Source organism: Sphingomonas sp. Leaf38 (genome assembly GCF_001421825.1).
In the GTDB taxonomy this organism is placed as follows: domain Bacteria; phylum Pseudomonadota; class Alphaproteobacteria; order Sphingomonadales; family Sphingomonadaceae; genus Sphingomonas.
On the sequence record NZ_LMLD01000011.1, the window covers coordinates 1,403,489 to 1,425,926 of the forward strand.

Consider the following 22,438-nt stretch of genomic DNA (forward strand, 5'->3'; position numbering starts at 1 on the left):
AGGTGACAAAACCGGAGGCGGCCCCTAGACCGCGCGCGATCGGGCGACAGTGCCGCCGTCATGCGAGGGATCGTTCGTCATCTGCGGAATTGCCGGCCTTTACGCGCGGGGTGGCGGTGCCGTTTCGCCCCGCCTCGTCACCGCACCCCTGATCACCGCGCAGTGCGACGCGATCCTGCACCGCGGTCCCGACGACCAGGGCGTGATGACCGATGGCGACTTCGGCTTCGGGATGCGCCGGCTGAGCATCATCGACATCGAAGGCGGGCATCAGCCGTTCCACTCGCCCGACGGCCGCTATGCGCTGGTCTTCAACGGCGAGATCTACAATTTCCGCGACTTGCGACGCGAGTTGCAGGCACTAGGGCGGGTGTTCGAGAGCGCGGGCGATACCGAGGTCATCCTCGCCGGCTACGAACGCTGGGGCGACGATGTCTGGACGAAGCTCGACGGCATGTTCGCGGTCGCCGTGTGGGACATGCACGCCCGGCGACTGACGCTTGCGCGCGATCCCGTCGGTATCAAGCCGCTTTATTATACCGACCAGGCGGCCGGGTTCGCGTTCGGCTCCGAACTCAAGACGCTGACCTTGCTGCCGGGGATGGCGTTCGACGTCGACGCCCGCGCGCTCCACGATTATTTCAGCTTCGGGCATGTCCGTACGCCGCGCTCGATCTACGCGCAGGTCCGCACGCTGCCGCCGGGGCATGTGATGACCGTCGAGGCGAGCGGTCCCCCGGCGATGCGCGCCTATTGGACGCCTGCCTATCATCCGGCCGAGCCGCGGTCCGAGGCGCGGTGGATCGAGCAATTCCGCGACCAATGGCTCGACACGATCGGCAAGCAGATGGTCGCGGACGTCGATGTCGGCGCGTTCCTGTCGGGCGGTGTCGACTCGTCCGCGGTGGTCGCGGCGATGGCGCAGGTTTCGGATCGCCCGGTGCGCACGTTCACAATCGGCTTCCCCGATCCGCGCTTCGACGAATCGCCACATGCCGAGGCGATCGCGCGGCATCTCGGTTGCAACCATGTCACGCGCACGCTCGAACTGGCGGATGCGCAGGCGATGCTGCCCGAGGTCCAGCATTGCTATGACGAGCCGTTCGCCGATCCATCCGCGGTGCCGACCTGGTATGTCAGCCAGATCGCCGCGCAGGAGGTGAAGGTCGCGCTGTCGGGCGATGGCGGCGACGAGCTGTTCTTCGGCTACAAGCGGCATGCGACCGAACGCCGGATCGGTGCCTTGCCAGCACCGTTACGCAAGCTCGCGCGGGCGCTCGACGCGGTGCCGACCTTGCCGTCGCGGCATGCCAATGCGGTGTTGCAGCGCTGGCGGAAAACCACCGGTAGCGCCGCGCTCCCGAACGGCGTCGCGCGGTTCTTCGCCAAGACGCAGATCACGAACGAAGCCTTCCGCCGCGAAATCTTTTCGGCCGAGTTCATCGCCGAGGAAGAGGGCGGAATCGCCGCGCTGGTCGCGGAATATTTCCCTGATCCCGCCGCGATCTCGGCCGACACGCTCGAGCAGTTCGGGCTGGCGGATCTCGCGCTCAACCTGCCCGGCGCGATGCTGACCAAGGTCGACCGCGCGAGCATGGCGCACTCGCTCGAGGTGCGCGTGCCGATGCTGGGGCAGGGGATGGTCGACCTCGCGCTGTCCATGCCCGCGGACATGAAGCTGCACGGCAAGGTCGGCAAATACGTGATCCGTCAGGCGATCGCGCCGTGGCTGCCCGTAGGGATCCTCGACCGGCGCAAGCAGGGGTTCCAGATGCCGCTCGCTGCGTGGTTCGCGGGCGATTTCGGCGCCTATGCGGAGCAACTCTGGCGCGACAGCGGCGTGCGCGAGCAGGGGATGTGGCGCACGGGCGCGGTCGACAAGGTGTTCGCGGATCACCGGGCGGGGAAGCGGGATTACAGCCGCTTCCTGTACGCGCTGGCGATCTACTGCCTTTGGTGGATCGGCCGGCCCAAGGCCGTTGCGCTCGGCATACTCTAGATCGTCATCCTGACGAAAGTCAGGACCCAGAGCCACGGACGTCCACCTTTGTGACCCTGGATCCTGACTTTCGTCAGGATGACGGGGCGATGCCTATGCCAGCCAGCTCACCAGCGTCTCACCCTTGGCCTTGCGCGCCATCGCCTGCACCAGCCGCACCAGATGCACCACCAGCGAGATTGCGGTCCAGGCCGCCACGCCAATGATCCCCCAGTCGGGCCGCATCACCAGCAACCCCGCGAACAAAATCACCATGTTCGGATTGCGCCGCGCGGTGATCAGTCGGAACCAGCTGTCGAACCGCTCCCAGACGTGGATGTGCATCCCGAACCGGACAATGAACGCCCCCTCGATCAGCCGCTGCGCGACATAGCCGAACAGCATCGTCCCGATCACCGCCCAGAACATCTGGTCGTCGAGCGGCCGCCCATAGGGCGCGCACCCCGCCGCCCAGGCCCACCACCAGAAGGGCGGGTGGACCAGGTCAACGCCGTGATCCCACGCATTGCCGAGCTTCGACGACGTGATCGTGCACCGCGCGAGCTTCCCGTCGACGGTGTCGAGCACCATGAAGAACAGTCCCGTGGCAAGGCCCGTCCAGAACCAGCCATACCAGAACGCCACGGTCGCCACGATGCACAGCACCGATCCGAGCGCGGTCACTTGGTTTGGCGTGATCCCGGCGCGCGCGCAGACCCGCGTGATCGCCAGCGCCCATTCGGGCCACAGATATTTGGTGAGCAGATCGGTGACGCCCTTATAGGCGCCGACATAGCTCGCGCGCTCGATCGCCGGCACCGCGGGCGGAGTCAGCAGTTCGGCAAACGGGCGTTCTCGCTTGCGCAATGACTCGTTAAGGATCCCGTCCTCGGCTTCGGTGGCGATCACCGTGAGGCCGCTCACCAGCGGCGCCTCGCCGAGCATCGCCGCGGTCATCCGCGCGCGCTCGTCGGCGTCGCGGACATGCGCGAGAACGGGGACGCCGGTGCGTGTGACGACCGTACCGGGCCGCGACTTCAGATGCGCAATCCACACCGGATCGAACGCATAGGCGAGGTTGGCGAGAATGACGGGGCCGTCGCCATCATCTTCCGGCAACCCCTGCGCGACGCCGATCCGCCGGATCCGCTCGGCATTGGTCATGCCCCAGAGCAGCGTGTCGTTCGTCCGGACGGTGCGGAGCGCTGGCGTGGGGGCTGTAGAATCTACCATGCCGCACCCGTTAGCCGATCTGGTCCTGAAAGCGAGAGGGGGAGTTCGCGAGAGCCACGCTTCCCCAGGTCACCACCCCAGCGGAGGCCGGGGCCCAATTGGGACGGCCGGAGCAACTTCGCGCGGTCCCTTGTCAGCATCGTCCCCCAATTGGACCCCGGCCTTCGCCGGGGGTGGTGGGGTTTATCGAACTGGCTTCGCTTCCAACACGCGTACGACTTCCCGCGCAGCCCGCACCGCGCCGCCCTCGACCGCGCCGAGCGACCCGCCGGCGAACTCCGCCTGAATTGCCGCATACTCGGCGTGGAGCAACGCGGCACGATCGAGGGCCGTCACGACCTCCGCGACGTCACCGACCACCTCGCCGCACGCCCACATCGCGTAGTTCGGATCCCCCTCCCACGCGACGCCGCCGGCATTCAGAAACACGCAAGGCCGCGGCCGCATCAGGAACTCGATCACCTGGCTGGACGTGTCGCCGAGATAGACGTCCGCGACGCCGGTATAACTCCCGTCGACCATCGCGAAGCCGTCAATGTCGCAGTGCACGTGCGGCAAGCCGCCGATCTCGCGCATCAGGTCGGCCACCTCGGGCGCCTTCTCGACCAGGCGCTGATGCGGCGCGAAGATCAGATTGTAGCGCCCGTCCGCGACGATCCGCCGCACGACCTCCGCCCCCCAGCGCCACCAGGACGAGCGATGCTGTTGCCAGTGCGGCGTGTACAGCACCACCGGCCGCGTATCCGCGAACGGCGGCGCGGCGTGCGTGCGGTGCGTGAAATCTGCCTTCACATAGCCGGTCGCGACGAACCGGTCGGGCGCGAACCCGCGATCGAGATAGGTCTGACGCTCCCGCTGGCTCGGCACCAGCGTCAACGCTGCCGCGCGCCGGCGTGGGTCGTCGCGTGCGCTCATCGAGCCGACGCCGTGCGAGGTCTTCACGAACTTCGCGCGCATCGGAAACAGCCTGGGAAGCCAGAGGCTCGTCTGCTCGGCGCACACCACGACGCGTGCGCTGCGGAGATAGGGGAGCAGCCGCACCAGCATCGGGATCTTGGCCGGCAGCACGGGATTGCGCCCCGTGCCGTCGTCGGCGACGCGGCGGAAGCCCGGCACGCGGCGGATACGCACGCTGGAAAAGGGGGCCGTCCACCGGGTCAGGAGGTTCTCATGGACCGAGGTGCTCACCCACAGGTCGATCGGCACGTCTGAGGTGGCGGCGAGCGCCTCGACGATCGGATAGAGATGCGGGATCAGCAGCGTCTCGCCGAGAAACAGGAACGCGACCTTGCCTCTGGGAGGGGCGCTGGTCATGGCCGGTGATCGCGTTCCCACAGCGCGATATCCTCGGGCCGGTCGATCTCCTGCCAGTGCGCGGCGGTCGCGATCCGCACCGCCGTCACGCCAGGCCCCTGCGCGACGCGCGCGACGACGGCGTGGTGATAGGCGTGGATGCCGTTCTCCTCGCCGATGACCGCGCGCAACGCCTCGGCATAGGCGCCGCCGCCGTGCGACACGATCAGCCCGAGCGAGCGATCGGTCGCCTCATGCCCGACGAGGTGCTTGCCGACTGCGATCACGCGGGTCCCGTCGGCCTCGACCAGCATGTCGTCGAGCCCGGCGTCGACCAGCGGCTCGACGAGCAGCGCCACGCCCGCCGTGTCGCCGCCAAGCGCGGTGTGCAGGATCGTCGGGTCGAACACCGTATCGCCGTTCATCAGGGCGAACGGCGCGTCGAGATAGGCGCGCGCCGCCCAGGCGCTGCCGATGCTGTTCGCGCTCGACCAGAACGGGTTGAAGACGAGCTCGGTCGGCAGGCCGCCGTCCTGTGCGCCCAGATGCGCGTCGATCTGGTCGATCCGGTAGCCGCCGATGATCACCGCGCCATCGAAGCCCGCGGCGGCGACCGCGTCGAGCTGGTGATCAAGGATCGCGCGTCCGCCGACCTCGACCAGGCATTTGGGCGTGGTCAGCGTCAGGGGCAGCAACCGCGATCCGTGGCCCGCGGCGAGGATGATGGCCTTCATGGGGTGCGCCTCTACGCGGCAAGTGTGGCAGGAAAATGCAGTTGCGCGCCGTTCTCCCGCCTCCGGGGGGAGAGCGTTATCGCTGGACGCTCTCGCTGTCCGCCCGCGACCAGCCTCCGCCCATCGCCTGATACAGCGTGACATAGGCGGTCAGCCGATCCGCGCGTGCCTGCACCAGCGACAGCTCGGCGGTCAGCAACCCGCGCTGCGCATCGAGCTGATCGATATACGCCGAATACCCTGCCCGGTAGCGGTTCGATGCGTTGCGCAGCGCCCCCGCGAGCGCATCGCGCTGCCCGGCGAGCGCCACCGCCTGCTGGCCCGAGCGTTGCACACCCGCCAGACTGTCGTCGACCTCGCGGAACGCCTGCAACGCGGTGCGGCGATAGGCGAACGCCGCCTGGTCGCGGCGCGCGGTGGCGGCGTCGGCCTGCGCGCCGAGCCTGCCGCCGTCGAAGATCGGGCTCAGCACGCTCGCGCCGATTGAGAATACCGCGATCGGGTTCGCCAGCGCGCTCGAGAGCACCACCCCCGCCGAGCCGGTCAGTGCGAGGTTCGGCAACATCGCCGCGCGTGCGCTGTCGAGCGAGCGGTCGGTCGCCACCAACGTCTGTTCCGCCTGATAGAGATCGGGGCGGCGGCGGAGCAGGTCGGCGGGCAGGCCGTCGGGGATCGCCGGCGCGGCGAGCTGGTCGAGCGTGCGCCCGCGGGGGATCGGGCCCGGGTTGTCGCCGAGCAACAGGCTGAGCGCATTTTCCTGCCGGCTGATCGCGAGCTGTGCGGCGGGGACGAGTTGTTCGGTGGCGTGATATTCGGCCTCGGACTGGCGAAGTTCGAGGTTCGAGGTGTAGCCGGTCTCGGCGCGGCGGCGGGCGATCCGCAGGCCCTCCGCACGCGCCGCCAGCGTCTGCCGCGCGACTGCGAGGCGCAGGTCGAGCGCGCGCAGCGTGATGTAGCCGGTCGCGACGCTGCTCGCGATCCCGAGCCGTACTGTGTCCTGCGCCGCCTGGCTGGCGAGCAACTGTGCCTGCGCCGCGCGGCTCGCCTGGCGGAGGCGGCCGAACAGGTCGAGATCGTAGCTGATGCTGACCGAGGGCTGCGCGCCGATCGCGTCGGAGGGCAGGCCGAACGCGTTGACCGTCTGGCCGGTGGTGCTCGGCGCCGAGCCGTTCACGAGCGGGGTCTGTTGCGCGCGGGCGAGACGCGCGGTGGCGCGCGCCTCGTCGATCCGCGCGGCGGCGGCGCCGAGATCGGGGCTGTTCGCCAGCGCACGCGCGACGAGCGCCGTAAGCGCGGGATCGCCGAACGCGCTCCACCAGTCCGCACGGATCGGCGCGCCGGGCCCGAGCGTGGTACGCCATGCGGGGGGCGGGGCAACCGCGGTGGTCGCGGGTGCCTCGGGGCGGGGGCCGATGCAGGCGCCGGCGAGGAGGGCTAGGGGGAGGATCCCAATATCCCGAATCAACCGCCACCCCGGCGCAGGCCGGGGCCCAGGTGGAAAGGTCGTAGTAACGGCGGACTGTGCTTCGTTACAGCCGTCCCCCAACTGGGCCCCGGCCTTCGCCGGTGTGGTGGCCAGGATTGAGGTGGTGGCCTGGATCGAGGTGGTTTGTTCTGGGGCAGTGGCATTTCCCCTGTGTCCCCGCGAAGGCGGGGACACAGTCTGGGCTCCCGCCTTCGCGGGAGAACAGGACGCGGGCGTGACGTCGGGGTTGGGCGGCATCACCGGACGCCCGGTCCGCCGGCAGTGTCCACGCGCGCCTGCACCGACATGCCCGGCCGCAACCGTGCGCTCAGCCGCTGGCCGGCGTCGACGCGGATCCGTACCGCGATCCGCTGCGGCACCTTGGTGAAGTTGCCCGTCGCATTATCCGCCTTCAGCACCGCGAATTCGGACCCCGCGGCGGGCGAGATCCGCTCGACATGCCCAGTCAGCCGTTCGTTTGCGAGCCCGTCCACCGTGAACGACGCCGGCTGGCCGACCGCCATCCGCGCGGTCTGCGCTTCCTTGAAGTTCGCGATCACCCAGGTTTCGGGCGGCACCAGGAACATCAGCTGCGACCCCGCGGTCACATATTGGCCGAGGCGGACGCCGACCTCGCTCAGCCGCCCCGTCTCGGGCGCGCGGATGACGGTGTTGGCGAGGTCGATCTGCGCGAGGCTTCGCGCCGCCTCGGCCCCCGAGACGCCCGCCTGCTGCCCGCCGCGGCCGACCTCGACCGTGCGGATGTCCTGCCGGGCGATCTCGCGCGCGGCCTTGGCTTGCTGGACCTGCGCCTGCGCCTGGCGCAGCGCCGCCAGCGTCTGGTCGCGCTCGCGCAACGACACCGAGCCGTCGGTGACCAAATCGTTGACGCGCGCCATATCCGCCTGCGCCCGCATCAGCTGCGCGGCGGCGTTCGCGACCGCGGCGTCCTGTGCCGCGAACGTCGCCTCTCGGCTGGCCGCGGTCTGGCGACTGTTCGCGAGCGTCGCGGCTTGCGCATCGACCTGTGCCTGCGCCTGGTCGACTCGCTGGCGGTAGATGCGGTCATCGATCTTCACGAGCGGATCGCCCTGCTTCACATCGGCGAAATCGCGCACGAGCACCTGCGTGACATAGCCGCTCACCTGCGGGCTGATCACCGTCGTCCGGCCGCGGACATAGGCGTTGTCGGTCGATTGATAGGTCGTCGCGAACGGCGGCAGCCGCCACGCCGCGAGCACCGCGCACACGCCCGCCACCGCCAGTAACGCGATGATGATGATGACGTTGCGGCTCGGCGGCTGCGGTCGCCAGCCCGACCCGACCGGCGTGGCCGGAGCGGCCGGGGGCGGGGAGGGCGCCGGCGATGGTGCCGCCTCTGCGATCTTCTCTTCGGTCGCCGGTCCTTCGGCCACCGGGCTGCGCGCGTCGGTCATGTCGTCCCCTCCAGCCGCGTGCGCCGTTCGCGTCGCGCGCGTCTCGCCAGCAGGAACAGCAGATAGCCGAACGTCCCCCCCGCGAGAACGGCGATCAACCGGAAGACGTCGTCATACGCAAGCACGTTTGCTTCGCGCGTGGTGGTTTGCGACAGGATCGCCGCCCCCTCGGCGGTCCGCAGCGTCGGATCGACGATCACCCGGCTGACCGCGGCGCCGCCCGCGGCGATACGCTGCGCGACGATCGGGTCGGTCGGCGAGATCTGCTGGACCAGCGCCACGCTGTTCGCCTTCTCGCGAATCACCTGATAGCTGCCGAGCAGCGCGGTGCCGCCGAGCCCGCCCAGCGAATTGATGATCCCGAACAGCGCGATGAAGCTGATGATATGGCCTGCGCCTTCCTTCAGCGCGCGGGTCATGCCGAACAGCAGCGCGGGGCCGAGGAAGAACGTCGCGGAAAAGCCGATGATCGCCTGCGTGACGTACATCTGCGGCGCGCGCGTCAGGCTGGTCGCGTAGGAATCGAACCAGGCCGCCACCGCGACGAGTCCGATCGCGAGCATGATCGGATGGCCGAGCCGCTCGACGTCGAGCGTCACCGCGCTCGCGATGACTCCCGCGACCGAAGCGACGAAGATGATCAGGAAGAACGGCACCAACTGGTCGTTGTTCTGCCCCAGCACGGTCAGCAATCCGACCGCGGCATAGGTCTGCTCCGACAGCACGATCCGCGCCATGACGATAACGATCGTGAAGCGGACGATGTCGGCGCTGCCGAGCCACCGCGTGTTGAGCAGCGGGTTGGCGCGGTGATGCTCGACGACCAGCGCGGCGGCGAACATCGGGATCGCCGCGATCAGCGCCCAGCCGATCCACGGCGCATTGGTCCACCACACGATCCGCCCGAGCCCGAGCACCGCGGCGAACAGTGCGGTCGAGCCCGCGAACAGCACGAATGTGAGGAAGTCGAGGGGCTCGAACGCCTTGCTCCGCGTCGTCGGCGGCAGGCGGAGGGCTGCGACCGCGGCGAGCGACAGCAAGGCGAGCCCGAGTTCGAACAGGTACAGCGTGCGCCACTGCGACATCGCCAGCAGGTCCGGCGAGAACAGCCGCGCAAGCGGCGTCGCGCATTGCGGGATGCCGATGCCGAGCACCACCGCCTTCAGTCGCCATTTCGCCGGCAGCGACTGCATCACATAATACAGGCACAGGCTGCTGAGCGCCGCGCCTGCCATGCCGCTGATCGCGCGCACCGCGATCGCGGTCGCGAAACCGTGCACGAACAGATGCGCGAGCGTGATCAGCACATAGAGGATCAGGAAGATCATCGCGAACGGTCGCAGCCCGAATTGTGCACGGAACTTGATCATCAGCAGGTTGATGCTGACGTTGGTCATCACATAAACCGTTGGCAGCCAGGCGATCTGCGCCGGATCGAGTCCGAGTGCGCCCTGCAGCGTGTAGGTGTTGGCGCTGATCAACGCATTGCCGAAGCCGACCGTGAGCCCGAGCAGGATGCCGATCAGCGCATAGGCGATCTGCCGACGGCGCGGGTGGAGTGGCGAGCCGGGGGAGCCGGGCAGCACGGGCAGTTCGTGGGGCGCGAACTGCCAGTCCTCTTCGCTCAGGAAGTGTCTGATTCTCCGGGCTATCATCGGGGGGCGTTTTGGCACGATCGGGGGCGGTCGTCATCCGGGAACGCTGACGGGCTGGCGCAAAGGGGTCACGAAACGCACGCCTCCCCGGCGAAGGCGGGGACCCAGTCGGGGAGCGCGAGGAACGGCGAACAGCGCTTCATGATTGCGACCTTTCCAACTGGACCCCGGCCTGCGCCGGGAAAGGACTCGTTTGCGAAGCTGGCCGTGTTGACCGTGCTCATGCTGCACCGCAGCGGAACATCCCTGCTCGCGCGCCGTTGCGCCATCATGCGCATGTTCAGATCGCTCCACATACCGCCCCAATGGGTCTGGGTAGAAAGCGTCGCCGTCGTCTCGGCGGCGGTTCTGTTCGCGCTGGTCGCGCATTGGCTGACGATGCGGATCGCAGGCCATGCCCAGCGTCGTACCACCGCCAAGACCGACGGCCTTGTTCTCGCCCGGATACGCCGCCCGTTGCGTGCCGTGTTCGTCATCATCGCGGTCGCGTTCGTCGCGCGGATCCTGCCGATGGACAATGACGTCGAGGATTTGTGGAAGCAGCTGCTCGGCTTCCTCGTGCCCGCGCTGCTGGGCTGGCTCGCGGCGGCGGCGTTGCGCGCGTTTCAGGACGTGATCGAGATCCGCGCCGACATCACGGTCGAGGACAATCTTCGTGCACGCCGCAAGCGCACCCGCGCGGCGATCCTCGGGCGCATCGGCACGTTCTTCATCATCTTCATCAGCGTCTGCCTGATGCTGCTGAGCGTGCCCGGCATCCGATCGATCGGCGTCACGCTGATGGCGTCGGCGGGTATCGCCGGCCTCGTCGTCGGTGCCGCCGCGCAGCCTGCGCTGAAGAATTTGATCGCGGGCGTGCAGATGGCGTTCACCGAGCCGATCCGGCTCGACGACGTATTGATCATCGACGGTGAATGGGGGCGCGTCGAGCAGATCAACCTGACCTTCGTGGTCGTCAAGATCTGGGACGAACGGCGCCTCGTCGTGCCAGTGTCGAAGTTCCTTGAGCAGAGCTTCCAGAACTGGACGCGCGAGACCAGCCAGTTGATGGGGTCAGTGTTCTGGTACCTCGATCCGTCGGCGGATGTGCCGCGGCTGCGCGAGAAACTGGGCGAGATCATCACGTCGAACCCGCGGTGGGACAAGCGGTTCTACAACCTCCAGGTCACCGACGTGAAGACCGACTGCATCGAGCTGCGCGGACTGATGACCGCCAAGGACGCGGCCATCGCGTTCGACCTACGGTGCGACGTGCGCGAGGCCCTGCTGAAATACATCCGCGACGAGATGCCCGAGGCGATCCCGCGCAACCGCCTGCTGATGGCGTCGGATCCTATACCCCGCCCCTGAAACTATTCTCCCCCGCCAGGGGGATGTGGCGCCAGAGGCTACGGAGGGGGAGGATAGATCAACCGGCGTCGCGCGTCCTCCCCCTCCGACTGGCTAATGCCAGCCACCTCCCCTTTGGCGGGGGAGGATTAATCAGGCCTCGATGTGCTCGGGCACCGCTTCCAGCGCGGTGATGAACAGCTCGCACCACCACATCACGTCTTCCTTGCGGACGTTATCGATCAGCTTCTCCCAGCGCGCCTTGCGTTCCGCCAGCGGCATCGACAGTGCGCGCGCGATCGCGTCGGACATCTCTTCGGGGCTGTACGGATTGACCAGCACCGCATCTTTCAACTGCGCGGCGGCACCCGCAAAGTGCGACAGGATCAACACGCCCGGGTCCTCGGGATCCTGCGCCGCTACATATTCCTTGGCGACCAGGTTCATCCCGTCGCGCAGCGGCGTCACCAGCCCGACGCGGGCCGCGCGGTAGATCCCCGCCAGCACATCGCGCGGGAAGCCGCGGTTGACGTAGCGGATCGGCGTCCAGTCGATATCCGAATATTCGCCGTTGATACGACCGGACATCGAATCGAGGTTTGCGCGGATCTCCTGGTAGGTATCGACCTTCTCGCGGCTCGGCGGCGCGATCTGGAGCATGTAAACGAGCCCCGCCCGGTCTGGGTGCGACCCCAGGAAGCGCTCATACCCGGCAAATCGCTCGGCCAGACCCTTGGAATAATCGAGCCGGTCGACCCCGACGATCAGGCTGCGTCCGGTCGCGGACATGTACATCCGCTCCTTGGCATGCCGCGCGGTGTCGCTGTTGGCGGACTTCTCGAAGTCCGCGGTCTCGATCCCGATCGGCGTGGTGATCGCCTTGATCGTACGGTCGCCGACCGTCACCCAGCCGTCCTCGCCCACCACGCCGTCGAGCTGGCTCGTGACGTAATGCAGGAAGCTGTCGAGCCAGTCCTGCGTCTGGAACCCCACGACGTCGTACGCGAACATCGATTCGACCAGCGCGCGGTGGCTTGGCAGCGACAGCAACATCGCCATCGGCGGCCACGGGATGTGGAGGAAGAACCCGATCTTGTTCTCGACCCCCAGCTTGCGCAGTTCCTGACCCAACGGGACGTGGTGATAGTCGTGGACCCACACCAGATCCTCGGGCTCGATCAGCGGCAGCACCGTCTCGGCAAAGCGCGTGTTGACCCGCGCGTAGCCGCTGGAGAAATCGCGTTCAAACTCGGTCAGGTCGATCCGGTAGTGGAACAGCGGCCATAGGGTCCGGTTCGCATAGCCGTTATAATATTCGTCGAAATCCTGCTCTTCGAGATCGATCGTCGCGGTGGTGACGCCCTTGCCCTGCTGGAAATTGATGTGGCCGGTGAACTTGTCGGTCGTTTCGCCCGACCATCCGAACCACACGCCGCCCTTTTCGCGGAGCGCCGCGAGCAGCGCGACGGCGAGTCCGCCCTGGTTGCCCGAGGGCGCATCGACCGACTGGACCCGGTTCGAGATGACGACGAGGCGGCTCATCGGACGGCACTCCAGGGCTTACTGAGCAGGACCGCGCAGTTGATCAGCCCCACCAGCGAATAGGTTTGCGGATAATTTCCCCACAGCTCGCCGGTCGCAGGATCGATATCTTCCGACAACAGGCCTGCAGGGGTACGGCGCGCGACCATCTCGTCGAACAGTTCGCGCGCATCGGCGGTGCGACCCGTCGCGTGCAGCGCTTCGATCAGCCAGAAGGTGCAGACGTTGAACGCGGTATGCGGCAGCCCGAAATCATCCTCGGTCGCATAGCGCAGCATATGGCTGCCGCGACGCAGCCCTTGCTCGACCGCCTTTAGCGTCGACTGGAACCGCGGATCGTCGGGCGCGAAGAACCGCAGGTCGAGCAGCTGGATCAGGCTCGCGTCGAGATCGTCGCCGCCGAACGTCGCGGAGATACGCTGCGTATCCTCGCGCCAGGCCGACGTCTCGATCGTCGTGCGGATCGTGTCCGCGCGCTCGTTCCAGAACGCCCGGCGATCCTCGAGCCCGAGCACGCCCGCCGCGTTGGCAAGCCGGTCGCACGCCGCCCAGCACATCGCGGCGGAATAGGTGTGGACATGCGCCCTGGTCCGGAGCTCCCACAGCCCGGCGTCGGGTTTGTCGTAGGTTTCCCACGCACGGTCGCCGACCAGTTCGAGGCTCTTGAAATCCTCCTCGCTCGACATCCGGAACAGCCGCTTGTCGAAGAATGCCTGGACGTCGGACAGGATGATCTGGCCGTACGCGTCGTGCTGGATCTGCTCGTACGCCTGGTTGCCGACGCGGACCGGGCCCATCCCGCGATAGCCGGGCAGGTCGCTCTCGGTCCGCTCGACCAGCGTCGACTCGCCCCCCACGCCATAGAGCGGCTGGACATGGCCGCCCTTCGACGCATCGACGATGTTGCGCAGATATTCAAGATACCCCTCGAGCACGTCAAGCGCGCCAAGCCGGTTGAGCGCCTGCACCGTGTAATAGGCGTCGCGGATCCAGCAATAGCGGTAATCCCAGTTGCGTTCCGACCCCTCATGCTCGGGGATCGAGGTGGTCAGCGCGGCGACGATCGCGCCGGTCTCCTCGTGCTGGCACAGCTTCAGCGTGATCGCGGCGCGGATGACGACGTCCTGCCATTCGACCGGCGTCGCGAGCCCGCGGACCCAGTGGCGCCATTCTTCCTTGGTCCGCGAGAGCATTGCCTCGGCGGCCTCGTGCAGCACACCCGCGAAACTTTCGTCGGGGCCGAGGAACAGGTGCATCGGCCGTTCGAGGCGGAACCAGTTCTCGCCGACGATATGCCCGACCGGCGCGTCGGTGGTCAGCCGCAGCGTCTGGTCGGCCATCAGGAACCGGATATGGTTCGAGCCCTGCGTATGATCGGTCGGCTTGCCCCAGTTGGTCGCGACGCGCATCCGGATCCGGATTCGCGGCGAACCCGCGACCGGCTTGACGATCCGCACGAAGCTGGTCGGGCGATAGGTGCGGCCCTCACGGACGAAGCGCGGGCAGAAATCGGTGATCTCGACCGCGTTGCCGGCCTCGTCCTCGTGCCGCGTCACCAGGATCGGCGTGTTGCGAATATAGGCCTGCGTGGTCTTCGCAGCGCCTTCGAGTTCGATCGCCCAGAACCCGGTCTCGGGTGCATCGCCGCCAAGCAGCGCGCAGAATGCCGGGTCGCCATCGACGCGCGGCACGCAGCCCCAGACCAACGTGCCGGTCGTGTCGATGAGCGCAGACACCTGGCAATTGCCGATCGGCCAGAGGTTCATGTCGGCCTGGGGAGAAGCGGGGAGGGTCGGTGCGGTCATCGTGTTTCCAATATGGCGGCGATCCAGCCACGGAGCGCGGCTACGTCGTTCAGGCGATAGGTGGCGGCGGTGGCACGGTTTTCGCCGATCAGCACGCCGGCGCCGCCGAGACCGCGCGCGGCTTCAAAGCCGTCCTCGTCGGTGACGTCGTCGCCGAAAAAGAAGGGCATGGTGCCGGCCATTGCGGGCGCGGCGATCAGGGAACGGAGCGCAGCGCCCTTGTCGCCGGGGGTGCGCAGTTCGACCATCATCTTGCCGCGCTGGAGCGTGAGACCGTGGCGTGCGGCCAGCGTCTCGGCGAGGGCCACGGCGTCGGCCTCAAACGCCGGGGCCATCCGGTAATGCAGGCCCGCGCCGAGGCTCTTGGCCTCATAGACGAGGCCGTTCGCGGCGGCAAAGGCGGCGAATTCCTCGGCTGCGGCTTCGAGCGAGGCAGGCCGTGCGGCGGCAAAATGGCCGTCTTCGGGCGTCCTGCGCTCGGCACCGTGGCTGCCCGCGACCGCGAATCTTCGCGCATGGTCGCCAAGCATCGAGTCGAGCTGTTCGATCGACCGGCCGCTAATGATCGCCACACGTCCGGGATAGTGTTCGGCAAGGCTGTCGAGTGTGTCGCGCAGGGGCTGGTCTACAAGGACCGCGTCGGGGGTCGCGGCGAGATCGACCAGCGTGCCGTCGAAATCGAAGAAGAGGCTGACGGTGTCGAGGGCCACGGGTGGCGGATCGAGCGCGACAGGCGGCGGCGCGAGGACTTCAGTCGCGGGCTGGCGTTCGGCTAGCATGGGCGTCAAACCCCCGGGCATGCCGCTACGTTCCGCTGCACTGCGAAATTGGAACGGGTGCGGTTCGATTATTCTGGTGCGGAGCGGGCTTGGAGGCAGGGCGTAGCTCGCTCCCCCTGCCGTTCTCCCGCGAAGGCGGGAGCCCCGGACCCGGTAACCCTGGGCTCCCGGCTACGCGGGAGAGCAGTTTATGGGATGAAGGCCCCCCGAACCCCCCGAACCCCCCGAACCCCCCGAACCCCCCGACCCCCCCGAACCCCCCGAACCCCGCGGACACCACGCGGGCGAAGGCCGGCTTCCAGTTGTCGGACGGCAATGATCCCCGCTGCGCCCTGTCGTGTCCGACGTTCCGGCTGGACCCCCGGCTCAGCCGGCGAGGTGCCAGCGGATACGATGCTCACCTCTCCTCGGTCATTCCCGCGAAGGCGGGAACCCAGACTGGCGAACCCGTCAGCATACCCGCCGACTCTCGGTCAGGGGGATCCCCGCCTGCGGGGGAACGGGAACGTCGGCGGGGATACCGCGCTCAGGCGCTACAGAATTCTACACAGGTACACGCCGGACAGCACAGTGTCCGAAACGCTCCACACTCGCAGCACCCATCCCGTCTGCGACACCTCGCGACACAAAAGCGCTGGACTAGCCCAAGCCCGTTGGCCATGCCTGCCGCCCATGTTCCGAGTCCGGCTTCCTTTCATCGCATCCGCCGTATCCGGAGGGATCCTGCTCGCAGGCTGCACCGTCGGCCCCGACTATCGCCCGAAGGCTGCGGCCGAACTCGGTGTTCCGGACGCTTATTCGGTCACCCCCGCGACCAGCCCCGAAGATCTTACCCGCTGGTGGCAGAAGTTCGACGACCCCGTCCTAGGCCAGCTCGTCGAACAGGCCGCCGCCACCAATCTCGACCTCGCGCAGTCGGTCGCCCGCCTCCGTCAGGCGCGCGAAAGCCTGATCCAGAACCGCGCCTCGTTGCTCCCGACCGTCAGCGGATCCGCAGGGTATCAACGCAACGAGAATGTCCGCGGCGGTGGGCGCTCGTTCACGCTGCCCGACGGCACGCTCGTCGACACCGGCGGCGGCGGCACCAACAGCGTTTCGCTCGGCGCCAGCGCCAGCTATCAGGTCGGCGTCTTCGGAGAGATCCGCCGTACCGTCGAGGCGAGCCGCGCGGACTATGCCGCATCGGGCTACGACTACGCCACCGTCCTGATCTTGGTTGAGAGCGAGGTCGCACGCAACTACGTCCTCGCGCGGTTGTATCAGCAACAGCTCGCCAATGCCCGCGCGTCGCTCGCGATCCAGGACGACAATCTCGAAATCGCGGGCTTCCGCGTCCAGGCCGGCCTCGTCTCCAGCGTCGACGCCGAACAGGCCCGCGCCCAGCGTGCACAGACCGCGGCGACGATCCCCAGCCTCGATCAGCAATATGCCGCCGCCGTCGCGCGGATCGGCATCCTCACCGGTCAGGCCCCCGGCGCGCTCCGTCCGCTGATGGCACCGGTCAAGTCGATCCCGACCGGCCCCGCGGCGGTCGGCGTCGGTATTCCCGGCGACACGCTCCGCCAGCGTCCCGACATCCGCTCCGCCGAACGCGCGCTCGCCGCCGCCACCGCGCGGATCGGCGTCGCCAAGGCACAGCTTTATCCGGCGCTCGCGATCACCGGCAACCTCAACACCAACGCGACGTCGCTCGGCAGCATCGGCGATGCGATTACCGGCAGCCTGTTCGCCGGCCTCACCCAGGCGATCTTCAACGGCGGCCGTCTTCGCTCACAGGTCCGGACGAGCGAGGCCGCCACCGACGGCGCGCTCGCGCTGTACAAATCGACCGTGCTCACCGCCTTCGAAGACGTCGAGAACGCCGTCGTCGCACTCCAGACCGCGCAGGAACGCGAGCGACAATTCGCGATCGCGCTCGACGCGTCCAACAACTCCGCGATACTGAGCCGCAGCCAGTACCGCACCGGCCTCACCGATTTCACCACGCTTAACCAGCAGGAAACCGCCCTCCTGTCCGCGCGCAACGGGGCGACACAGGCGCGCGCCGACGCCGCGACCGCGCTGATCGCGCTCTATGCCGCGCTCGGCGGCGGCTGGGACTCGACCGTCATTCCCGAAGCGCCACCTAGCGCCCCAAACACTTCAGAGGCACGCTGATGGCCGACGCATCGATCGACGACTTCCTCGGCGTCAAGCCGCAAGCGCCCTGGCGGCGGTACGTCAAATGGGTCGCGATCGCGATCGGCGTCGTGCTGCTCTGCCTCCTTCTCGCACGCTGCTTCGGCGCCAAGGAACAGACGCAATATTCGACGCAGGCGGCGCGGCGCGGCAACCTGACCGTCACGGTGTCCGCCACCGGCAAGCTCGCGCCGACCACTCAGGTCACGGTCGGCTCGCAGCTGTCGGGTCTCGTCACCAAGGTCGTGGTCGACGTCAACGACCGCGTAACGGCAGGCCAGCCGCTCGCGCTGATCGATCCCGAACAGCTCGACGACCAGATCCGCCAGACCAGCGCACAGCTCGCCGCGAACCAGGCGCAGGTCGCGCAGGCGCAGGCCACCGTGTCCGAATCCCGCGCACAGTTGAACCGCCTCGAAGAGGTTTCGCGCCTATCCAGCGGCCGCGTGCCATCGAAGACCGAACTCCAGACCGGCCGCGCCGATTACGCCCGTGCCGTCGCCGCGCAGAAGGTCGCCGAGGCCAATGTCGTCGCCAGCCGCGCGCTGCTCGCGCAGAACCAGACGCAGCGCGCCCGCGCGATCATCCGCTCGCCCGTCACCGGCGTCGTGCTCGCGCGTCAGATCGATCCGGGCCAGACCGTCGCCTCGTCGTTCAACACGCCGACGCTGTTCGTGATTGCCGAAGACCTGACCAAGATGAAGCTCGAGGTCGCGATCGACGAGGCGGACGTCGGCGAGGTCAAGGTCGGCCAGAAGGCCAGCTTCACGGTGGATGCGTTTCCCGGCCAGACCTTCCCCGCGACGATCACCAGGGTCGATCTCGGCTCGAACCTGACCGTCAGTTCGGCGACCTCGTCGACCACGACCACGACGACCTCCACCGGCCAGGTCGTGTCCTATGCGGCCGACCTCACCGTCGGCAATCCGTCGCTGACGCTGCGCCCCGGCATGACCGCGACCGCGGACATCGTCACCTCGGACAAGCGCAACGTCATGCTCGTCCCGAACGCCGCGCTGCGCTTCAAGCCGAGCGCGGACGGCGCCAAGGATTCGGGCGGCGGCATCGCCGGCTCGCTGACCTTCCGCCCGCGCCGCGGCGCCGGTGGCAACGCGCGGACCGCCAAGCTCGATCGCGGGTCGCAGCAGACGATCTACGTCAAGGGCACGGATGGCACGCCGCAGCCGGTGCAGATCACCACGGGCGACACCAACGGGACGATGACCGAAGTCCTGTCGGGCAATCTCCAGCCCGGCGCGCAGATCATCATCGGTCAGCTCGCCACCGGCACCGATTCCAGCAAGTCCGGCGGCAGCCGCCGCGCCGGGGGCGCCAGCAAGGGTGGGGGCGGTGGCCAGTAATCCGCCCCCGCTGATAAGTCTGCGCGGCGTCACCAAGACGTACGGGCAGGGCGCGACGATGTTCCAGGCGCTGAAAGGCGTCGATCTCGACATCGCGGCGGGCGATTTCGTCGCGGTGATGGGGCCGTCCGGGTCGGGCAAGTCGACGACGATGAACATCCTCGGCTGCCTCGACGTGCCGAGCGCGGGGACCTTCACCTTCCGCGGCTACCACGTCGAGACGCTCGACCGCGACCAGCGCGCGCTGCTCCGCCGCAACTATCTCGGCTTCGTGTTCCAGGGCTTCAACTTGCTCTCGCGCACGTCCGCGCTGGAGAATGTCGAACTGCCCCTGCTGTATCGTGGTGACGAAAAGCGCGCGCGGCGCGATGCGGCGATGGCGAGCCTCGACACGGTCGGCCTCGCGGACTGGTGGGACCATACCCCCGCCGAACTGTCGGGCGGCCAGCAACAGCGCGTCGCGATCGCGCGCGCACTGGTAACCAGTCCCGACGTGCTGCTGGCGGACGAACCCACCGGCAATCTCGACAGCGAACGCTCGATCGAGATCATGCAGCTCCTCACGCGGCTGAACGCGGAGAAGAACATCACCGTGCTGATGGTTACCCACGAACCCGACATGGCCGCGTTCGCGCGCACCGTCGTTCACTTCAAGGACGGCCTGGTGGAACGCATCGAAAGCCAGCATCGGCAAGGCGAGAGGGTGGAGTCGTGAGCGCCCCCCGCAACCCATTCCCCTCCCGCCTGCGGGAGGGGAATGGGGAGGGGCGTGCCCCACTGACCAGTCTCCAGTACGTACGTCAGTCCCTCCCCCGACCCCTCCCGCAAGCGGAAGGGGAGCAGCAAGCCAGCGTCCTCGATAGCGGAGCGACGCACTAGTGTTCGGCACCACGCTCGTCCTCGCGCTCCGCTCGATCCGCCGCCACTTGCTGCGCTCGTTCCTCACCATTCTCGGCATCGTCATCGGCGTCGGCGCGGTCGTTACGATGGTGACGCTCGGCCAGGCGACTACCGCGGCCGTGCAGAAGTCGATCTCGTCGCTCGGCACCAACATCCTCCAGATCCGTCCCGGCCAGGGCTTCGGCCGCGGTGGTGGCGGACCACCGCCGCCGCCGCTCAAGATGGACGACATCGATCCGATCGCCCGCCAGATCGCGGGCGTGACCGCGGTCGCACCCACCGAACAGCGCAGCGCCACCGCGATCTACAACGGCGCGAACTGGACCACCTCGATCAACGGCACCACGGGCGCCTATTTCGAGGTGCAGCCCTGGCCGCTCGCCGGTGGCCGCATCTTTACGGGCCAGGAGGAAGCCGCGGGCAAGGCGGTCTGCATCATCGGCAACACCGTCATCCAGAACCTGTTCCGCGGCGTCGATCCGATCGGCAAACGGATCCGGCTCAACGACATTTCGTGCGACGTGATCGGCACGCTCAGCACGCGCGGGCAGGCGGGCTTCGGCGGCGATCAGGACGATGTCGTCGTGATGCCGATCAAGACCGTCCAGCGCCGCTTCACGGGCAACCAGAACGTCGCGGCGATCCTCGTCGGCGTCGATCAGGGCTATGACACGCAGCAGGTTCAGGCGTCGCTGACCGATTTGCTGCGCGAACGCCGCCACCTCGTCGCGGGGCAGGACAACAATTTCAACATCTTCGATACCAAGCAGATTTCGGACACGCTGACCGGCACCACGACGCTGCTGACCGGCATCGTCGCCGCGGTCGCCGGGATCAGCCTAGTGGTCGGCGGGATCGGCATCATGAACATCATGCTGGTGTCGGTGACCGAACGCACGCGCGAGATCGGCATCCGTCTCGCGATCGGCGCGGTCGCGCGCGAGGTGCTGATGCAGTTCCTGGTCGAGGCGATCGCGCTGTCGTGCCTGGGCGGCGTCATCGGCCTCGTCATCGCGCAGCTCGCGATCGCCATTATCGCGCCGCTGATCAAGGTTCAGTGGATCTTCGTGCCGGAAATCAACATCTTCGCCTTCGTCATCTCGGCGGTCATCGGCGTGGTGTTCGGCTATTTCCCCGCACGCCGCGCCGCCGCGATGAACCCTATCGACGCGTTAAGGCACGAGTGATCGCGGCCTTGGGATCGTGTACCAGCGCCTGCAGCCGGTCCAGATCCTCGGGCGTGTCTATATCGATCAGCTCGGCGGGCGCGGTGACGACGTGCCGCCCGGCCTTCACCAGATCGCGCGCACCCGCATCGCCGTCGAGCGTCAGCAGAAAATCGAACCGCTCGCGCCCGAACAGGGCAGGGGGCGAGGGCTTCTCGCCATCGCTCGATGCCACCACCGCGTCCGCGCTGTCGGCGGCATCGAGCATCCGGTAGATATGCGCCGCGGTCACGCGCGGCATGTCGGCGAGCGCGATCAGTACCGCCTCCGCACCCTCGTCCTTGGCACGCTGCACGCCGAGCTTCACCGACTGCGACATACCCGAGGACGGGTCGTCATTGTGGACTACGTCGAACCGCTCGCTGATGAAATCGAGCTTGCAGCCATCGGTGACGACCAGCCGCCGCTTGAACGGGATGTTCTCGAACGCGGTGACGACGTGCAGCCCCAGCGGCTTGTTGAGGAACGGCACCTCGAGCTTGTTGGGGATGCCGAACCGCTCCGAACGCCCCGCGGCGAGGAGGATGAGAAAGACGTTTTCAGCGGCGATCATTGAACGCTCCTATCATCGCCGCCGCAACCGACAGCGCGATTTCTGATGGTCCGATCGCGCCGATATCGAGCCCGACCGGCGCATCGATCCGGTCGATATTCTCGGCCGTAACGCCCTCCGAGGCAAGCCGCTCGCGCCGTGCCGCGTGGCTCTTGCGGCTGCCGAGCGCGCCGACATAGGCGGCATCGGACGCGAGCGCCGCGATCAGCGCAGGGTCGTCGATCTTGATGTCGTGGCTCAGCGTCACGACCGCGGTCGAGGGACCGGGGCGGAGCGCCGCAATTGCCTCGTCCGGCCAGCGATCGTCGAGTGTCACCCCGGGGAACCGCTCCTCGGTCAGGAACCGCGCGCGCGGGTCGATCACGATCGTCTCGATCCCGAGTTCGCGCGCAAGGCCCGCCAGCGCCTGCGCGATCTGCACCGCGCCGACGATCAGCAGGCGGCGCGGCGGGTCGTAACGGTTGACGAACACCTCGCCCGTCTCGAACGGCCGCGCGTCGCTGTGCCCGGTCTTGAGGTCGGTCGTGACGGTCAGCGCATCGCCCTGGTCGCGCGCGCCGGCGATCCGGTCGAACAGCTCGGGATCGAACCCCTCGGCCGACACCGGCTGCACCATCACCGCGATCTCGCCACCGCATGGCAGGCCGACTTCCCACGCAGCCGCATCTGCGACACCGTAGTTCCGCACCTGGAACGGCGCGCCGGCGATCACGTCGGCGGCGGTCGCAAGGATATCGCTCTCGACGCAGCCGCCCGACACGGATCCTTCAAACCGGCCATCGGCGTGGACGAGCATATGGCTACCCTTGGGCCGCGGCGCGGATCCCCAGGTCGAGACGACCGTGGCGATCGCCATCTTTTCGCCCTTCCACGCCTTGGCGGCGGCAATCACGCTATCGTTCTCGGCCATGTCTCGTTCTCTTTCTAATCCTCCCCGGACCGGGGAGGGGGACCAGCGCAGCTGGTGGAGG

Annotated in this window: 17 protein-coding genes; 6 read left to right on the forward strand and 11 right to left on the reverse strand. The window is 67.8% G+C overall.

From position 1 onward, the window contains the following. Positions 1-49 precede the first annotated feature (49 nt). Complete coding sequence (gene asnB / locus ASE88_RS13845; RefSeq protein WP_235527948.1) at positions 50-1,999, forward strand: asparagine synthase (glutamine-hydrolyzing); 1,950 nt, start codon at positions 50-52, stop codon at positions 1,997-1,999. A gap of 93 nt (positions 2,000-2,092) precedes the next feature. On the opposite strand, the gene ASE88_RS13850 is transcribed toward asnB, so the two are convergent. The 6 genes from ASE88_RS13850 to ASE88_RS13875 all read right to left on the reverse strand — a co-directional run bounded on the left by ASE88_RS13850 (position 2,093) and on the right by ASE88_RS13875 (position 9,794). Then, complete coding sequence (locus ASE88_RS13850) at positions 2,093-3,211, reverse strand: CDP-alcohol phosphatidyltransferase family protein (RefSeq protein ID WP_056478609.1); 1,119 nt, start codon at positions 3,209-3,211, stop codon at positions 2,093-2,095. A gap of 183 nt (positions 3,212-3,394) precedes the next feature. Continuing rightward, on the reverse strand, positions 3,395-4,525 hold the full coding sequence (locus tag ASE88_RS13855) for a hypothetical protein (protein ID WP_056478611.1): 1,131 nt from the start codon (positions 4,523-4,525) through the stop codon (positions 3,395-3,397). Continuing rightward, positions 4,522-5,238, reverse strand: coding sequence for an NTP transferase domain-containing protein (locus ASE88_RS13860; RefSeq protein WP_056478613.1), 717 nt, complete (start codon positions 5,236-5,238; stop codon positions 4,522-4,524). Before ASE88_RS13860 ends, ASE88_RS13855 begins: the two co-directional genes overlap by 4 nt. 76 nt (positions 5,239-5,314) lie before the next feature. Beyond that, entirely contained in the window at positions 5,315-6,703 is a 1,389-nt protein-coding gene (locus ASE88_RS13865) for an efflux transporter outer membrane subunit (protein ID WP_056478616.1), read from the reverse strand. 257 nt (positions 6,704-6,960) lie between these two features. Beyond that, on the reverse strand, positions 6,961-8,139 hold the full coding sequence (locus tag ASE88_RS13870) for an HlyD family secretion protein (RefSeq protein ID WP_055878231.1): 1,179 nt from the start codon (positions 8,137-8,139) through the stop codon (positions 6,961-6,963). Next, positions 8,136-9,794: an MFS transporter gene (locus ASE88_RS13875; protein WP_055878229.1), complete on the reverse strand. Its 1,659-nt coding sequence runs from the start codon at positions 9,792-9,794 to the stop codon at positions 8,136-8,138. Before ASE88_RS13875 ends, ASE88_RS13870 begins: the two co-directional genes overlap by 4 nt. Before the next feature lie 276 nt (positions 9,795-10,070). On the opposite strand from ASE88_RS13875, the gene ASE88_RS13885 reads away from it, so the two are divergent. Further along, complete coding sequence (locus ASE88_RS13885) at positions 10,071-11,144, forward strand: mechanosensitive ion channel family protein (RefSeq protein ID WP_056479574.1); 1,074 nt, start codon at positions 10,071-10,073, stop codon at positions 11,142-11,144. 132 nt (positions 11,145-11,276) lie between these two features. Here ASE88_RS13885 and ASE88_RS13890 read toward each other — a convergent pair whose 3' ends face one another. Genes ASE88_RS13890 through otsB form a run of 3 tightly spaced genes read right to left on the reverse strand, consistent with a single transcriptional unit; the run spans position 11,277 to position 15,180 of the window. Further along, positions 11,277-12,665, reverse strand: coding sequence for an alpha,alpha-trehalose-phosphate synthase (UDP-forming) (locus tag ASE88_RS13890; RefSeq protein WP_056478620.1), 1,389 nt, complete (start codon positions 12,663-12,665; stop codon positions 11,277-11,279). Beyond that, positions 12,662-14,470: a glycoside hydrolase family 15 protein gene (locus tag ASE88_RS13895; protein WP_056478622.1), complete on the reverse strand. Its 1,809-nt coding sequence runs from the start codon at positions 14,468-14,470 to the stop codon at positions 12,662-12,664. Before ASE88_RS13895 ends, ASE88_RS13890 begins: the two co-directional genes overlap by 4 nt. Then, positions 14,467-15,180, reverse strand: a complete 714-nt coding sequence (otsB, locus tag ASE88_RS13900; protein ID WP_235527949.1) for a trehalose-phosphatase — start codon at positions 15,178-15,180, stop codon at positions 14,467-14,469. The genes ASE88_RS13895 and otsB overlap by 4 nt, the downstream gene beginning before the upstream one ends. 741 nt (positions 15,181-15,921) lie before the next feature. Between otsB and ASE88_RS13905 the strand changes: the two genes are divergently transcribed. The 4 genes from ASE88_RS13905 to ASE88_RS13920 all read left to right on the forward strand — a co-directional run bounded on the left by ASE88_RS13905 (position 15,922) and on the right by ASE88_RS13920 (position 20,875). Then, positions 15,922-17,406, forward strand: a complete 1,485-nt coding sequence (locus ASE88_RS13905) for an efflux transporter outer membrane subunit (RefSeq protein ID WP_056478626.1) — start codon at positions 15,922-15,924, stop codon at positions 17,404-17,406. Then, entirely contained in the window at positions 17,406-18,788 is a 1,383-nt protein-coding gene (locus ASE88_RS13910; protein ID WP_056478628.1) for an efflux RND transporter periplasmic adaptor subunit, read from the forward strand. Before ASE88_RS13905 ends, ASE88_RS13910 begins: the two co-directional genes overlap by 1 nt. 58 nt (positions 18,789-18,846) lie before the next feature. Beyond that, on the forward strand, positions 18,847-19,503 hold the full coding sequence (locus ASE88_RS13915; protein WP_082466592.1) for an ABC transporter ATP-binding protein: 657 nt from the start codon (positions 18,847-18,849) through the stop codon (positions 19,501-19,503). Between the two features lie 163 nt (positions 19,504-19,666). Beyond that, positions 19,667-20,875 (forward strand): ABC transporter permease, encoded by a 1,209-nt coding sequence (locus ASE88_RS13920; protein WP_056478632.1) that lies wholly within the window; start codon positions 19,667-19,669, stop codon positions 20,873-20,875. Here ASE88_RS13920 and ASE88_RS13925 read toward each other — a convergent pair. Next, positions 20,850-21,467, reverse strand: coding sequence for a nucleotidyltransferase family protein (locus tag ASE88_RS13925; RefSeq protein ID WP_056478634.1), 618 nt, complete (start codon positions 21,465-21,467; stop codon positions 20,850-20,852). The two genes, ASE88_RS13920 and ASE88_RS13925, sit on opposite strands and share 26 nt — an antisense overlap. Continuing rightward, positions 21,454-22,377 (reverse strand): XdhC family protein, encoded by a 924-nt coding sequence (locus ASE88_RS13930; RefSeq protein WP_055878210.1) that lies wholly within the window; start codon positions 22,375-22,377, stop codon positions 21,454-21,456. The genes ASE88_RS13925 and ASE88_RS13930 overlap by 14 nt, the downstream gene beginning before the upstream one ends. Positions 22,378-22,438 lie beyond the last annotated feature (61 nt).